The 14,663-nt window shown below is 33.5% G+C and carries 26 protein-coding genes; 1 reads left to right on the top strand and 25 read right to left on the bottom strand.

Annotated elements, in window-relative coordinates; genetic code table 11:
- Positions 1 to 14: 14 nt before the first annotated feature.
- From ACQKKO_RS03385 to ACQKKO_RS03490, 22 genes are all read right to left on the bottom strand, one after another.
- Positions 15 to 1,271 carry a DNA polymerase IV gene (locus ACQKKO_RS03385; RefSeq protein WP_498644320.1) on the bottom strand — a complete coding sequence of 419 codons (1,257 nt, stop codon included), beginning with the start codon at positions 1,269 to 1,271 and terminating at the stop codon, positions 15 to 17.
- On the bottom strand, positions 1,172 to 2,632 hold the full coding sequence (locus tag ACQKKO_RS03390; RefSeq protein WP_498644323.1) for a hypothetical protein: 1,461 nt from the start codon (positions 2,630 to 2,632) through the stop codon (positions 1,172 to 1,174). Before ACQKKO_RS03390 ends, ACQKKO_RS03385 begins: the two co-directional genes overlap by 100 nt.
- 36 nt (positions 2,633 to 2,668) lie before the next feature.
- Positions 2,669 to 2,860 carry a hypothetical protein gene (locus ACQKKO_RS03395; RefSeq protein ID WP_498644325.1) on the bottom strand — a complete coding sequence of 64 codons (192 nt, stop codon included), beginning with the start codon at positions 2,858 to 2,860 and terminating at the stop codon, positions 2,669 to 2,671.
- Between the two features lie 30 nt (positions 2,861 to 2,890).
- A complete protein-coding gene (locus ACQKKO_RS03400; protein ID WP_498644327.1) occupies positions 2,891 to 3,541 on the bottom strand; it encodes a hypothetical protein in 651 nt (216 codons plus the stop codon).
- A gap of 549 nt (positions 3,542 to 4,090) precedes the next feature.
- Positions 4,091 to 4,396 (bottom strand): hypothetical protein, encoded by a 306-nt coding sequence (locus tag ACQKKO_RS03405; protein WP_498644329.1) that lies wholly within the window; start codon positions 4,394 to 4,396, stop codon positions 4,091 to 4,093.
- Entirely contained in the window at positions 4,377 to 4,610 is a 234-nt protein-coding gene (locus ACQKKO_RS03410) for a hypothetical protein (RefSeq protein WP_498644331.1), read from the bottom strand. Before ACQKKO_RS03410 ends, ACQKKO_RS03405 begins: the two co-directional genes overlap by 20 nt.
- 38 nt (positions 4,611 to 4,648) lie before the next feature.
- On the bottom strand, positions 4,649 to 4,975 hold the full coding sequence (locus tag ACQKKO_RS03415) for a hypothetical protein (protein ID WP_498644333.1): 327 nt from the start codon (positions 4,973 to 4,975) through the stop codon (positions 4,649 to 4,651).
- Between the two features lies 1 nt (position 4,976).
- A complete protein-coding gene (locus ACQKKO_RS03420) occupies positions 4,977 to 5,243 on the bottom strand; it encodes a hypothetical protein (protein WP_498644335.1) in 267 nt (88 codons plus the stop codon).
- Between the two features lie 70 nt (positions 5,244 to 5,313).
- Positions 5,314 to 5,634 carry a hypothetical protein gene (locus tag ACQKKO_RS03425; protein ID WP_498644337.1) on the bottom strand — a complete coding sequence of 107 codons (321 nt, stop codon included), beginning with the start codon at positions 5,632 to 5,634 and terminating at the stop codon, positions 5,314 to 5,316.
- Positions 5,635 to 5,662: 28 nt separating this feature from the next.
- Positions 5,663 to 5,884, bottom strand: a complete 222-nt coding sequence (locus tag ACQKKO_RS03430; RefSeq protein ID WP_498644339.1) for a hypothetical protein — start codon at positions 5,882 to 5,884, stop codon at positions 5,663 to 5,665.
- 88 nt (positions 5,885 to 5,972) lie between these two features.
- On the bottom strand, positions 5,973 to 6,185 hold the full coding sequence (locus ACQKKO_RS03435) for a hypothetical protein (RefSeq protein ID WP_498644341.1): 213 nt from the start codon (positions 6,183 to 6,185) through the stop codon (positions 5,973 to 5,975).
- 33 nt (positions 6,186 to 6,218) lie between these two features.
- Positions 6,219 to 6,350, bottom strand: a complete 132-nt coding sequence (locus ACQKKO_RS03440; protein WP_498644343.1) for a hypothetical protein — start codon at positions 6,348 to 6,350, stop codon at positions 6,219 to 6,221.
- Between the two features lie 78 nt (positions 6,351 to 6,428).
- Positions 6,429 to 6,614 (bottom strand): hypothetical protein, encoded by a 186-nt coding sequence (locus tag ACQKKO_RS03445; RefSeq protein ID WP_498644345.1) that lies wholly within the window; start codon positions 6,612 to 6,614, stop codon positions 6,429 to 6,431.
- A gap of 118 nt (positions 6,615 to 6,732) precedes the next feature.
- Positions 6,733 to 6,951 carry a hypothetical protein gene (locus ACQKKO_RS03450; RefSeq protein ID WP_498644347.1) on the bottom strand — a complete coding sequence of 73 codons (219 nt, stop codon included), beginning with the start codon at positions 6,949 to 6,951 and terminating at the stop codon, positions 6,733 to 6,735.
- 41 nt (positions 6,952 to 6,992) lie between these two features.
- Positions 6,993 to 7,292 (bottom strand): hypothetical protein, encoded by a 300-nt coding sequence (locus ACQKKO_RS03455; protein ID WP_498644349.1) that lies wholly within the window; start codon positions 7,290 to 7,292, stop codon positions 6,993 to 6,995.
- A gap of 56 nt (positions 7,293 to 7,348) precedes the next feature.
- Entirely contained in the window at positions 7,349 to 7,507 is a 159-nt protein-coding gene (locus tag ACQKKO_RS03460; RefSeq protein WP_498644351.1) for a hypothetical protein, read from the bottom strand.
- 131 nt (positions 7,508 to 7,638) lie between these two features.
- Positions 7,639 to 8,415: a hypothetical protein gene (locus ACQKKO_RS03465; protein ID WP_498644353.1), complete on the bottom strand. Its 777-nt coding sequence runs from the start codon at positions 8,413 to 8,415 to the stop codon at positions 7,639 to 7,641.
- 34 nt (positions 8,416 to 8,449) lie between these two features.
- On the bottom strand, positions 8,450 to 9,565 hold the full coding sequence (locus tag ACQKKO_RS03470) for a hypothetical protein (RefSeq protein WP_498644355.1): 1,116 nt from the start codon (positions 9,563 to 9,565) through the stop codon (positions 8,450 to 8,452).
- 14 nt (positions 9,566 to 9,579) lie between these two features.
- Positions 9,580 to 9,789 (bottom strand): hypothetical protein, encoded by a 210-nt coding sequence (locus ACQKKO_RS03475; protein WP_498644357.1) that lies wholly within the window; start codon positions 9,787 to 9,789, stop codon positions 9,580 to 9,582.
- 15 nt (positions 9,790 to 9,804) lie between these two features.
- Entirely contained in the window at positions 9,805 to 10,275 is a 471-nt protein-coding gene (locus ACQKKO_RS03480; protein WP_498644359.1) for a hypothetical protein, read from the bottom strand.
- Between the two features lie 131 nt (positions 10,276 to 10,406).
- Complete coding sequence (locus ACQKKO_RS03485; RefSeq protein WP_498644360.1) at positions 10,407 to 10,742, bottom strand: hypothetical protein; 336 nt, start codon at positions 10,740 to 10,742, stop codon at positions 10,407 to 10,409.
- Complete coding sequence (locus tag ACQKKO_RS03490) at positions 10,739 to 10,933, bottom strand: hypothetical protein (protein ID WP_498644362.1); 195 nt, start codon at positions 10,931 to 10,933, stop codon at positions 10,739 to 10,741. Before ACQKKO_RS03490 ends, ACQKKO_RS03485 begins: the two co-directional genes overlap by 4 nt.
- A 150-nt stretch (positions 10,934 to 11,083) precedes the next feature.
- On the opposite strand from ACQKKO_RS03490, the gene ACQKKO_RS03495 reads away from it, so the two are divergent.
- The gene (locus tag ACQKKO_RS03495) at positions 11,084 to 11,623 is read left to right on the top strand and encodes a DUF1643 domain-containing protein (RefSeq protein ID WP_498644659.1); all 540 of its coding nucleotides are present in this window, start codon (positions 11,084 to 11,086) and stop codon (positions 11,621 to 11,623) included.
- Between the two features lie 134 nt (positions 11,624 to 11,757).
- On the opposite strand, the gene ACQKKO_RS03500 is transcribed toward ACQKKO_RS03495, so the two are convergent.
- From ACQKKO_RS03500 to ACQKKO_RS03510, 3 genes are all read right to left on the bottom strand, one after another.
- Positions 11,758 to 13,008, bottom strand: a complete 1,251-nt coding sequence (locus ACQKKO_RS03500; protein ID WP_498644364.1) for a hypothetical protein — start codon at positions 13,006 to 13,008, stop codon at positions 11,758 to 11,760.
- Between the two features lie 51 nt (positions 13,009 to 13,059).
- Positions 13,060 to 13,845, bottom strand: a complete 786-nt coding sequence (locus tag ACQKKO_RS03505; protein WP_498644366.1) for a DNA-methyltransferase — start codon at positions 13,843 to 13,845, stop codon at positions 13,060 to 13,062.
- 71 nt (positions 13,846 to 13,916) lie between these two features.
- Positions 13,917 to 14,624: a hypothetical protein gene (locus tag ACQKKO_RS03510; protein WP_498644368.1), complete on the bottom strand. Its 708-nt coding sequence runs from the start codon at positions 14,622 to 14,624 to the stop codon at positions 13,917 to 13,919.
- Between the last annotated feature and the right edge of the window lie 39 nt (positions 14,625 to 14,663).

Raw genomic sequence — 14,663 nt, forward strand, 5'->3', positions numbered from 1 at the left:
TATAGCAGCCATTATTACTTATAATGACCGCCTATTTTCTCTGTTCTTTCCCTTACCTGACTAGCTTCAAGCAAAGTTGTAGCTCTTGTTAGAGTGGCTTTGCCATACTTCTGATTGATCTCATCCATGACATATCCAAGTATATGAGCCTTCTCATTTTTCTGAGTTGTAGCTTTATCATCAAATAAGCTCAACTGTACTTCTCTATCAGTTTCAAGCTTATTCAAAGACACTCCTATTCGTCTTATAGGATAACCAGTCCAAAATTTATCAAAGAGTTCGCAAGCAAACTTATACAGTTCCATAGTAATATTCGTCTCTTTGCCCATCTTAAGCTGCCTAGAGAAACCTTGAGGAGACTCCCACGCACCACCTGATACACTTACATTAATCGTGTTACCCATAACTCCTGTTCTTCTAGAACGAGTACATACTTCCTCGCATAACTCTAAAAGAATAATCTTAGCATCATTCTCAGTTGTGTAGTCTCTAGGTAACGTCATACCATGACCAATAGCTTTCTGACTATCATGAGTTGAGGTTTTAACCGGTGAAAAATCTTCTCCGTTAGCAGTCATCCATAAGATTTGACCATGAACTCCCCAACGTTTCTTAAAATAAGATACATCGGTATTGGCTATCTGTCCTATCGTTCTTATAGCTCTGTCATACAAATGATGCTTCATCTTACTCCCCACACCAAACATATCTTCAACAGGTAGCTTCCATAACGAATTAGCTAGATTGTCTTTACGTAACTCGTGTATTCCAGACTCATTCTTCTTGGCAAAGTTGTCACAAGAGAGCTTGGCTAAAATTTTGTTTTCTCCCCAACCTACTCTCGCTCTAACTCCTGTTTCACGCATAATTGCTTCTTGTATACGTCTAGCCGAGTCTTCAGGTGTCTTACCAAACAAGTGATACGAATGTGTCATGTCCAAGAATTGTTCATCAATTGAATAGGGTTCAACCAAATCGCTAAACCTTTTCAATATAGCTGTGATCTGCATAGATACATCAATATAATCTTGCATGTGAGGCTTAACAACTATAGCTTCAGGACATTTCTGTTGAGCTTCCCACAACCGTTCAGCATTCTTAACGCCAAACTTTTTAGCTAATGGGCAAGCTGCTAGTATAACTCCTGACCTACGCTTAGGATCACCAGATACTACAAGTGGTTTACCTTCATAGGCCGAGTTCTTAGCTTTCTCAACCGAAGCATAGAAACTTTGCATATCAACAAGAAAAATAACACCTTTTTTAGCCATAGACGCACACCTCGATAGGATAGTTTAATCAGTATCACTATTATATGCGAATATGCGTTCGTATATAAATGGAAATATTCAGCAAGGATGTCTTGCGTTTTTACAAAATCTACTTTAATGCGACTTCTAATGAATTGATTTATATCTTCGCTGTACTTAATTACTTTTTCATATTCACTTATAAAGTTTTCCTTCTCTGCTTCGTTGAAATAGCTATATATAATTCTAGCGTCGTTTTTATTTTGGTGAAAAGCCAACATTAAGAATCTAAGTATATGGTGATCATTTGCAATTCCCATTCCAAAAATGACAACAGTGGTTATGTCTAAATCAATTATTTCATTTTGTAGGATAGTAGTTGTAGTGATTTTGGGTCTGTTATTTGGACTGCCTAAAGCCATTTGCTGCAACATAGGCAATGCCATTTTAAAGGTGACATCGTCGCCTATCAACAAATCAGAAAAGCTAACATTGCTTTTATTATAGTTCATAGTGAGACTCTGGCACATTAAGTATTCTGTATGATTCAATTTGAACTCACCGTGTATATGCGGTATCTTTTTATTCAGTAGTTGCTCAAGTATTAAATCGTAATTCAACGTCATATGTGCTGTAAATTGATTTAAATGCTCAGTCAGTTTTTCTGTGTCAATTTCATTTAGGCGTTCCAGCTTTTGAATGTCTACTGCTTTTCCATTATTAAATATTCTAATAGAGAAAATCATTCGTAGGTAAGATACAAAACCATTAAGCACAATGTTGTCATAATGAGAATTTGATACTCTTATAGTTGAAATGTTGCCTACCTCTACTAAATTAAGAAATCGGTTATCTAATGGAAGGTCATAGCCATTTAACTCCCCTTCAGCTTTTAACTCATTGATTGAAAAATATGCCCCGACTAGAAGAGTCCAATCCTCAATGCTAATACTTTTATAATTATTATTGGTTCTATATGCCGACATCATGTCCAAGAGAACATCGGTATGAGCCTTACGATGGGTCAGGGTGCTGAAGTAGTTGGTGTTGTTTATCTTAGTTAGTAAAAGCGAATCTTTACAAAGACTTTCAAGAAATACTACACCGTCTTTGAAGACTTCATTAAGCTCGTCTTCTTTCAAATTTTTTAAAGCAGCCAGCACATTCTGATATCCTTGTAATCCTTTTTTCTCATATGTTGGATTTGCAGCCTTCATGCGGAATCTTCCTTTTTTAAGTAACAATTTATGAGCATCAAATAATCCATCATAAATGTTAGCAAAAGACCAATCAAAGTTAATACTAAATCCATTACCCATGATAATTGCAGATTTTTCTAAGCTGATAATATCCTCATATTCTTTGATTGTAATGTTCCCCATGAAATCCACTCCTAGTAAATATATTATGTATTTATTTTACTGTGCTTCGATCTCATCTTGCAAATCTAAATGTTCTTGAAGAGCCTTGGCAAAGCCTTTAGCACTCACTTTTGTTCCTTCAGGAATTAAAATACGATTAATAATATCGTAGATAGCTACCTCTCCATTTTTATTATCTACTCCGAATAAGAAATCCCCTGCTGCTTTTGCAATTTGTTCGTTTGTCATATTAAATCAATCTCCTTTTATTTTATATTTTTAATTTATAAATATTAAGTAAAGTACTAAAAAGACTATCAAGCATAGAGAAGGTACGGCCATTATAATTAGCAGTAGGTGAATCCACTCTTTTTCAATTCCTAACAACTCTCCAGAACTAGTGTCCTGATCCGAGCCACCTTCTTTATGCCCATACGCTATGCGACCTTCTTCAGTAAGATTAGACTTACATTCGTCTAAATATTTAATAACGTCATCGATCTTACTATGTACGTTTTTCTTAGCTTCTTTAAGTTGTTCTCCATTCATTTGCTTGACACTTACCTGCTTATCAATGTGGACTGTATGGATTCCATTGTCAACGTCGTTAATGTGGTTAATCACAGAATACTCTAAATTATCAATCTTGATAGTTTTGTCAATAAAAAATGAGTTTAGTTTATATTCTCTGTACAGTGTGCTTGAACCCTTTTTAAGATATGTAAAAGAGTGTTTCTTAGACTCCTCACAATCAGCAATTAATTCATCGAGTTGAATTAAACTCATACGTTCTGGATGTTCTTCGTTAAGTACGATAATTTGTTCCTCATGATAATTGTTTTTAACCACAATTCCTATTGAAACTGATGGGTACAAAGAGAAATCTTTTTCCGTTTCAGTTGCCTCGTAGCCATATATCTGTAACTTCATTAATCACCTCTCTATAAACTTGTTTTACAATTTTTTTTCATGGTTGCTGCAAATAAGACTAACTCACAAAACAACATTTTTTATAATTGGCATTTAGTAATCATTTGAATAGTAATCTTCTTTTTCTCTATCTGCTCTATCATTTAGAGTATCAGTTTCAAACTTGTCAGAAAAGAAAGCTCTTGATGTATTCAGATCAGCAATTAACTCGTTTACTAGTCTTGAGGGGTACTCGATACCTTTTTCTGAACTAATTTTATTCAGAACGCTTATAACATCTACATGGAGTTCGTCTACTAGGTATTCTACATAACTGCTACTATCTAATTTAATATGTTTTATTATGTCCCACCCTTTCTTTCAATATTTTTATAAGCAAATACCACTGTCTTTAAAAGACAAAATTTATATTAATTACAGAATAATGCTTTGGAAATAACATGACTGATATAAGAAAAGCTAATAAGAAAGGCCATTATGTAGCAATATTCACTAAATTTACTCTTTGCCTCTAGAGCAGCCTTAAATGATAAACATGAAATAACCAAACTAATTATTAATATTACCACCACTCCCTTTGTCCGAGAATCCTTTAATATATACCTTTTTAAGAAATTCTAAGAACAAATCATCTTCCAAGTTAAACAAATCTAGTTTAGTCAACTCTGTGTAGCTTGGATTCTTCTTTGTGCCAAAGTTGTGTATGTACCCACCGTTATATTTGTATCCATTGGCAAAATTGAATTCATGCTGCAATATATCGATGAGTTGATTGAATCTTAAGCTAGGCTGCTGTTCTGCGATGAGTTCAACGTAAGTTAGAATTTGTTTCAACCTACTGCCTATCTGAATCACCTGCCTTACAGCCTGCTATGATAATTAACATTTGCTGCAAGAATTCATTCTGTTTAATATCTTTATTTATATATTGTTCATATGATTCTTTTGCCTTGTCCATAAACCTTGCTTGGCGTAGTACATAATACATATCATATTTGTTTAGCATCACATCGCCTTTACTATGAAACGCTGGCATAACACGGTTATGGATTTTATCAATTTCAGACATCAGATCACCTCTCGTTAAAATTTAGTTTTGGTCGAAACCTAGATATACATTCCTGACTTATATCCAGTTATCACTCCGTCCTCTTGAAGTGAGTTAAGGATATCTTCAACTTTTTTCTTTACACGTTTTGCAGCTTGATTATGTTTATCAATTAGTATCAAATACTGATAGTCATATGGTTGCAAAAAATTTTCGTCCAAAACATCAATATTTATTTCCTTAGTGTTCTTATTCACAGACATGTTAAAGCTAATATTCGATCCTAATGCTTTATACAAATATAGTGTAGGTGAGTGATGATTCGTAAAACCGTACTCTAAAAGACTATCTGCATTTTGATGACTCGCTATTTGAACACCTTCCATACTACCAACTTCCTTTTTTCACTCTAATATTTAGTTCTTCCGACGTTAAAATCAATCCTGTTTCTTCATAAGTTGGGTTAAAGCTAAACTCAAAACCTTTATGAAACATATGCCCACTAGTTTGAACGACTTCGCAATTTAACTTGTTTTTATACATAAACTTTTTCGTATCACCTTTTATTCCAATGATGTAAACATCACCTTCTTGAAGTTCGTGTAAACTAAGTTTTTTATCGTTTGCTGGTGCAGGATAAAATTCAAGTTCCATATCAGTACATCCCTTTCTTTATATTTTTAATTAAAAGTAATTTTTCATTCAAATCAATAACCCATATTTACTATTTCTTTGTCCAAGCTACTTCTAGCTCCCCGTCTTCTTTATCTAGTTCTCCAATTATCCATTCTTTGAACTGCTCAATTGTTAAAGTTTTGATAAACTCAATATTATTCAAGAAGAGCTGCATGAGAAAGCCTTCAGAAACACTGTACTCATACATTGCGTCTAATGATAAATCAAGCCTACCTTTAGTTGTAATTACAGAAAAATCATTTATGTATGAACTTCCATAGTCACATGTTTCACACCCAGATTCTGATTCAGAATCTGACTCAAGTTCAATTATTGCGCCGTCTTCTAATTCAATTAATACATCACTCATATAAATACCTCCTTTTATATATTCGTTTTTATAAAATCACATTTCCAATATCGTCAAAAGCGACTGTAGGAGAATATCCTTTTCCCACATTAAAAGTCTCTGTATCCAATATGTTATAACCATCGGCTCCAAAACCTGATGATTCTCGAATTAATTCTTCTTTATCTTCAAACGAAATCATAGCGTCTTTCATACCTCCGCTTGGATAATAACCCATGTATCCAAAAAGAATATATCGTTTCTTCTCCATCATATCTCTCCCTCAATTATAATTACACATTTACCCTTGATATACCAGCACTTTCAATCCCTGTCATCTCGATAAAATCAACCTTTTATTAATAAGCTAATACAACTGTTTTTGCTTTAATGGACACCTCTTTAATTATTACCTTATTATAAAACTGTGTCTTCATAAAGGTTTCCACAAATTCGTCGCTTGGTTTATGCGTAAGCTCCATTTCAACAGGCTCTTGATCGCTAACTTCATCCTTGAAGGTTAATATGTATTTCTTATCTTCATGATGATTACAGTATGTTTGCAACTTCAAAATATCAACTCCTTTTTATATTTTTGTTTTAAATCACAATTCATCTTGCATGATGTAAAGATTACTAAGTTTTTTGATTTTACTGTAATAAAGTTTACTTACTTCCTCTAAGGTTTCAACTGTCTCAATTACATTGTCAGGCTTGTTTTTTAAACCTTTTTGCATCAAGTGAAACACCTTCATCTATCGTCTCCCTCTCCCATTAAAACACGATTTTCATAGCAATTCAAAGAATTGCTGAAATCAGGTCGTTACTTTACCCCAAATCTCGTTATCAAAATCTAGAATATCGATCTTGTTGCTTGTTAGCCAGTCTTCATTTAATATGTCGCCAGTCTGCTCTCCTTGTGCATATAGACCGAACAGTAGCTTATTCCAAAACTCATGATGGTCTCCAACATATTTAAATCCTAAATAATTGTCACCCATGAGTTTTACCCCTAAATTATTTGCAACCTTCAAAGTCTCTTCAAGTGTTACCATATGATAGCAACCTCCATTTTTATATTTTTATTTGATTTTAATATTTGTACTTAATGAATTCTATCTAAGTTATAATTTCATGCCGTTTTTCGCATTTCATACATGTAACGTAGACAGTGTCAGGATTTGTACTTGCCTTAAAACTGTCCAATGCATCATTAATACTTTCAGATATTTCACTGTAATCCTCGTAGACCTTGCCCTCATACTCTTGAAAAGTTCTTTTGAGCTCAGTTGCTAATTCATTTCCACAATCGCAAGTTATTTTAATTTCAACTTTCATAGTCATCAAACGCCTTTCATTAAAAGATTTATTTTAATAATTCAGTATTCCAGTTTAATAGTTTTAGTTGCCTGAGTTTGCATGACATACCCACCGTAACGAAATTCGTCATCATTCACTTTTACTTTGCTTATATCAAAACCATTTTGCTCTAAAATTTTTGTGACTTTGGCATTTCCTTTTGTATTATAAGAAGCTGTTACTTTTCCATATAGCCATCTATCATGCTCATCTTTACCTAATGCTTCGCCAATAAAGCAGGATACATTTTCAAATTCTTTGCAAAGTTCTTTTACTGAATTTAACTCTGTGACCAGAGCAATATTATTATGATAGTCCATTTGACAATCCTCCTTTCTAAATCTAATCTGATTTTTATCTAGTGTCATTAACAGACTTACTTTGTTTCAAATCGTGTCTTAGAAAAAGTGGAATGTTTACCCTCTTCATCAATAATAGCAAACCCTATATGAAATTCTTGAAGCACTTTGTACTCCTTACCAAAGAGCAATCGACTTTCTAGACCATTATTATCAATGCATTTTATAGTTTTCATTGTAGTTTCCTCAACCTCCAAACTTTCAAATATTAGTATTGACTAAACATCAAATCTGTATAAAATTCTGATTTTAAGAGGTCAAGTCCAATACACAGTTTTGTTTTTACACTGTATAAGGACTTGTCTTTTTAATATTGCAATTCAGTATCTTTAACTAAACTATTATCAATTTCTTCATCTGATAGCCCCAATTCAAGTAGGTTCTCTTCGACTGCCTCTCTGTGATCTATAGAATCATCGTGGGATACAAATTGAAAAGAGCTGACATAATGAAGTGGGTAGTACCTATATCCAAAATTTTCTACAAGGATATCACAAATTCCTTCTACACCCCTTGGGCTTTGTGAAATCCCTAAATCCCCCTCTTCTTTTTCAATTCGATTAAAATGTAGAATGTAGGATTGTGCTAAATCTTTTTTAAAATCATTTTCACTTTTTTTATTGTGCTTTAATAAATATTTTTCCTCTGTGAGATGACAGAAAAGCTCAAACACTTCGTATTGCATTCTATTTTTGGCATTTTTCATCGCTTGCTTTGAAGCCTCATCGGAGTTGTTTTTATCTTTAAGTCCCACTCTAATCAACTCTCTAGCAAACTCTATGTCGCTGTCGCAGTACGGAATTCCTAATTGATGATTTCTCCAGTGAACCAATTCATGTAAGAGTGTGTCGGAGATTTGCTTATTACTTCTCTCATTGTTAGCAGATGAATTTAGTTCTACGGTATTTCTATTACTCCAATAAGTTCCTACAATGCTTTCGTAACCAGACTTTTTGGCTTTCGCCTTCCACTCATCATCAGTCAATTGATCAATTACAATATTCGGGATTTCTGATATACCCCAGTATTTTTTCACTAAAGTTAATGCTTCTATTTTCAAGATAGTTATGTCTAATTTACCCATAATACTCAGCCCCCAATGTTTTAAAATAACAGTTTTAATCAATGTCGAAGCTGTTTAGAGCAATCCATTCTTCATATTCAGCAATCGTAAGGTGCTTCTTTAAAAACTCATCGCTCGCAACTAGGTAGTTATTTAATGTACGATCAAAATAGTTAGTGTAATACTCGGTGTCTTCCTCATAAGCAACTCCGTAAACGCTATTTGCGAAGTCTTGATAAAAACCTTCAAACTTTTTAAAGTCATCGTAATACTCTTGTGGCAAATTACTGATATTATTATAAAGTTGTATTGATCTTCTTACGCTCTCTTCAGAATTAATTATATCTGTTTCAGAAACATAGACGTCTTTTTTTATGTTCTCGTTTATATAGAAGAAGCTGCTCAATGATCCCTCTACGGATTTTATTGCTCCAAAAAGCTCATCGGGCGAAGCCTCTTCACCATTATTACTTCCATCATCAATACTAGTTGTATAGTACTCATTCATGTTTTTGCTTTCTGAATTTGTTTCAGTAGCAGTGTCACCTGAAGTATAAGTCTCTTCCTCACCATCACTGACATCATTCGTGAAATGTCTACTGTAGGTTATGCCTATAGTCACAGCTTCTTTTTCAATCTGCAGTTTATGTTTGTCTACATAGTCACTAACAGCAATATCGTAAGATTCTTCGGCATCATGATAAACATTTAATGATTCAAATAAACTCGTTCCGTCATTATTTCTAATATGATAAATTGAATCTTTGAACGAACCTAACATGACATCAATCGTTGTCCTAACTTGCTGAAAGTCTTGTTTAGCATCTGTAGGTATATCAGTCAATTTATCCATAGCTGTGATGTTATCAGCAAGTTCATTCATTGCTCTATTCCAGTCGCTTATTTCCGTAACATCTCCGATATAGTTACTCTCAACTAAATCATATATCTTTAACATTGTTTTCTGATTATCAGTGAGAGTTTCTACAAAGCGATCATTGAAACTCAAGTCTTCACTTTGGTCGCTTTCTCCTTCATCAGAATTGGCTTCTTTTACTTCTGAATTATTTTTATCTGAAACTATATTACTTTCTTGAGTTTCCTCATTAGTTGAGCAACCTGCAACAATAGTTAATGCCAGCAATCCTGAAGCAATATGGATTCTTCTCATAGAAATCCTCCCCTTTAAACTACTCTAAACTCTACTTGTCTTAATAATTCTTCATCTAAGTTGGCCTCATAATACTTTTTAACTTGTTTCATTTCCTTTTCGCTTTCACAAGTGACAGTTGTTTTATGATATGAACTCTTCTTAATCCAGCCTTTGTTTAGTTTGAAATCTTCAATTGTCTTATCCATCTTATCATCTACATTTCTCTGTTTATTCTTAGCCATGATAATTATACCATTTTAGGCATTGAGTAGTTGAAGGTTTTCTGCTGCGTAGATTGATTCAAGTGCAACTTTTTGTGCTTTAAGATTATTCAACTTCATCTCTGCTCTTTCTTTATATTTTTCATCTTTAGCAATCTTAATATCGATTTGTTTAATCTGTTCGGGCAGGCTCAACTCTTCAGCTTCTACGCCACCAACAAACTTATCATATTTAATTTTATATTTTTCACTAACCTTATGTGGTTTGTATGCTGAATCCCAATTTAGATTAATAACTGTATCATTATGTACGAGCAATCTTAAGTTTTCATAATGCACTAACTTACTTTCCCCTATTTCTTCTACCTTACCGATATTGGCCATGCGACTGATCTTACGATCCATTGAGGCTACATTATATTTACACTTTGCCCAACTTGATACGCAAATCTTCATGAATTGAAATTGCGCTCTTTCAGAAACTTTATAAACCTTGAATTCCTTCATATGTACTATCTCCTTATTGAGTATTTTTTGCTTACCTTTATATTACACTCCGCATAAGTTATAGTCAACATTTATTTTATATTTTTAATAAAACTTTTCAGAAACAGAAAAAGACACCCTGATTAGGATGTCTACTTTCCATTCTTTTCTTTCTCTACGGTATTTGCGAATCGTTCATATGCCTCAAAGAACTCTTTATCCAGTAGCGCATAATCCTGAGCTACTCTCTTCTGATGATTCTCTAATGCATAGATCATAGATAATAAGTTTACCTTCAATGATTCATGCTGCTTTAGGTTATCCTCTCTAACATCAACAAAGAGTAAAATTCTTTCTACAGCTTCAATCAACACCTCTACTGCTAAGTCATTGCTTACGTTATGCTTCCCTTTAAATACGTCTTGATGTTCTTGGATTGAAGCATCAAAGTCATAAATCTCACGGCTAAATACATTGTAGATAGTCATGAATAGTCCTCATTTCTAAACGCCTTCTGATAAGTCTTATAGTTTTTGTTGTAGATTTCTTTTAACTCATCATGGGTATAGTTGTTTTGAACCTCTAACCAGATACTATTCGTCATGTCTTTGCCGAGACCTCTCATAATAACGTCTGCTGCAGAACCTAGTTCAGGCTGTTTTATATTTTTATTTGTCATACGTTCATCCTTTCGAGTATAATTTAATTAATCAGATTAAAAGGAGGGATTTTTATTATAGAATATGATATTACCAAAGTAGATGTTGGCGCCATCGATCACAACAGATGTGAATTAATAGATACGCTCGTTAGAAGAACTTACCTTATAATAACTCTATTAAGAGATGAAAAAGCACCTGAAGTTTTTGGAGCAACTATGATGAATCCTTCACATGCCTCAGGTGAGTGTAGTGACATTACTGTAAATGCAGTAATTGACTATGTATATAACAATTTCCCACAAGTAGGAAAAATCGTTATTCACAATATCATCCCATTTGCAGACCCAAACTCCAAAAATCTGGACGATATATTTGAAAAAGCGCTTAGGCACAATGTACTTGAAAGTTCTATGCTTTTAAATGAAAAAGACATGTCTGAGATGCTGAAGGATTGCCATCACTTGTTGCTAGGATACGGAGAGCCATCTGTAAAAGGGTACGATGAAATCTATGAACTGGCAAAAACCATGCTATTTGACTCAATCAAGAATGCAAAGAAAGATGATTTAATCTATGCATTTGATATCATTTATCCTGATGGAAAGATATTAGAAGGATTAATGGGTAACAACCCACGTCACCCTTCTCCAAGATTTGGCGGTAAACCACATAAACATTTTAAAGTAACGCTTGATGAATTAATGTAAGCCCTAACTAGGGCTTTTTCTTATGTCTAAAATAAATTAAAACAAGAATTTTATTCAGATTGAGTTTGTGAATTGGTTTGACAACCCCTTATTTTAAGCCCTTATTATACAATACGAAATCACAAACTTTTTTATTATTTTTGTATCGATAGAGCGTATTCAGCATCCTCATCAAAAACGTTTATTCTTTGTTCAAGTCTAACCACATATCCTAAAAAATCTATGCTTTTATCGCTTCCTAGTTTGAAAGAATTAATCACATTTTTAATCGTTTCTTTTTGTTCACTAGTCAATTCATCAATTATTAGCATTATTCTTAGGTGAGAGTTAAATGCACTCATCAATAAATTATGTAACTCTAGAGATATCTGATGTTCACTGATATCGGGCTTTAGATCTTTTATCCACCCATACACCTTATCTGCGTAAGCTTCGTTGTCATAAACCTGAGAAATTATTTTATCAACCCACGACCTAATAGTCTTATCTCTCAATCTACTATCAGTTACCACGCTAAAAGCCGAGGCGAACCTCATAAGTTGTGGGATAATATGCCCGTTTAAATAATTAAATTTATCTACGGTCTTCGATTTTCCTTCTCCGTAACATTCATATTCTATAAGATTAATTTGAATAGGATTTCCTTTATGTAATTTTGAATAGCTAATAAGTAATGCGTCTGGAATGCCGCTAACACCACTAATATTTTTGTTAGTATTCTCATCACTCATTCTTGAAGTAGAGAATATCCTATTATCACTAAGTAATAAGCTTCTCTCTTTATCAAACTCCTCAAATAGATTATAAAAATTATTATTTACCAAAGGCTCAAGCCCTTTGATTTTATCTTGTTCATTCTGAAAGTTAATAGTCATAAAAGTTCCCATAATGCTAATTTCTTCATCGCTCTCATTGAAATCATTTAATTCTTTATTCACCTTTTCACTCTCTAACTCTATATCCTTGTCCTCAGTGGTAGTCTTATTAAATGCGTTTAAATCTTTGGTTCTATTTGCTTTAAACAACTCCTCTAATATTTTCACTGCCTCCACATCTTTAATTGGTTTTGAAGCCTGAACATATTTTAAGCTCCAATGCTTACCTCCAGCGGACGCCAACTCTTTTAGCTCAAAGGGGTCGCAGTACTCTACATTTGATAGAAGAAAGCTTTGCAAGTATATACCTCCTTCAAACCATGGTCTATAGTCTGTTACCTCTGCGATAGTACCTCTAGCTCCACAGAGTGCCACTCCATCTATTTTCACTGCAAGATATACAATGTCACCAATCGAGGCGGTTCTCTTCTTAAATCCCACAACTTTTTCATTTATACAAATATGATAATTTTCTATTGAATCCCCACAGTGTAATATTCTAGTGTTCATAAAAAATCCCCTTTTTTTAATTTATAACACTAGAATTCGACAAAAATTAAGCTATTCCTGCGATGAGGGGTTCATATTTTCTAAAAGTAGATTGTCAGTATACTCATTGGACACGCTCTCAATCCTTTGGTTAATAACTTCTATGTATTTGCTTTCTGTTTCAAATCCTATGTATTTCCTACCTGTGTTTAACGCTGCCACTGCAGTAGTCCCTGAACCCATACAATTGTCTAATACTAAATCACCTTCATTTGTATAGGTTTTGATAAGATACTCAAATAATTCGAGAGGCTTCTGAGTAGGATGTAATTTATCCTTATCATAGTTAAATTGTTGAATTGTCTTTGGATAGTTAGTATATTCCTGAAAATTAGATGTTCCAGATTTGCCAAAATTATCTCCATTATGCCCTCTTGTAGTTACTTTATTATATGGAATTAAACCTTGGGCATTATATGTAGAAGGTTTCTTATAAAAGACAAGAACACTTTCATGCTCTTTCATTGGCATCCTCTTAGCATTAAGATGTCCGGTTGCATTATTCTTCTTCCAAATCCATTCGTATTTGAAGTTTTTGATATTACTTGTAACTAATAAGCTAGTAAAAGGCTGACTTGCGGTAAGAACAATCGCTCCATTGTCTTTTATAATGCGATTATATTGATCCCACAATTTTTCTAAATCAATGATTGAATCCCATTTGTTTTTCGTTGTACCATATGGAAGGTCGCATAACACCATATCTACTGACTTATCAGGTATTAAAGCCATCCCTTGTAAACACTCCTGCTGGTAAACTCTGTTCAACTGTAAACTTCCTAGTAGTTCTTTCTCCATTTAATCATCCTCAGTTTTATATTTTTATTATTAATTAAAATCGTAGTTTCAATCCAACTGACAGTAATACATTAATCAATAAATACCGTGTCTTCTCCCACTTGATCGTTAGAAGATATGGTTATTACAGCATCATCAGATGGCTTTATTACAACATTTTTATAATCAAAATTTCTTACGATTGATACGAAGACCTTTGACACTCCTGAAATAAGTGTAAGAAGCTCCCCATTCCATTCCCATTTTTCATCTCCAGAATCTCTCTTATGTATAACGACACTAGGTTTAACGGTTTTTAATACAGCAGTTCTACCTATATGATCAATTTCTTTATCGTATTCTGCATATTCACTAATGAATTCTTTATATTTTTCAGGAAGTGTCTCTTTTAAATGAGCCAAAAACAATGGTACAGCTTCTTTTTGATAGCTAGGTATTGTACCACCCATCATGGCTTGTGGTCTATGTTTGCAAACTCGATGTATAAAATCAACCGTAAAATCATCAATATCAATTTCGTTTGAACTATCGCTAAACAAATAGGGGTCTTTAAAACTATATGAGCGATGTCCTTCTTTGACTACTCGAAGATGAGGGTATGGCAGTAAGACTTTATCGCCAATAATACCTAGCTTATTTTTAGCTAATTTTAATTTATTGTACTGTTCGTGTTCTTGCCAACTCTTCTTAAACAAATGATACTTCTGAGCACGACTGGTATAACCTTTTACAGTTCGAGTAGTGCCTTGACTACAACCTTTATTTCCAATAGATCTCACTAGTAAGCATGTTCCTTCGTTATAATAAGAACATTTATC

Source organism: Alkalihalobacillus sp. NPDC127517, assembly GCF_050276055.1.
GTDB lineage: Bacteria > Bacillota > Bacilli > Bacillales > Bacillaceae_D > Alkalicoccobacillus.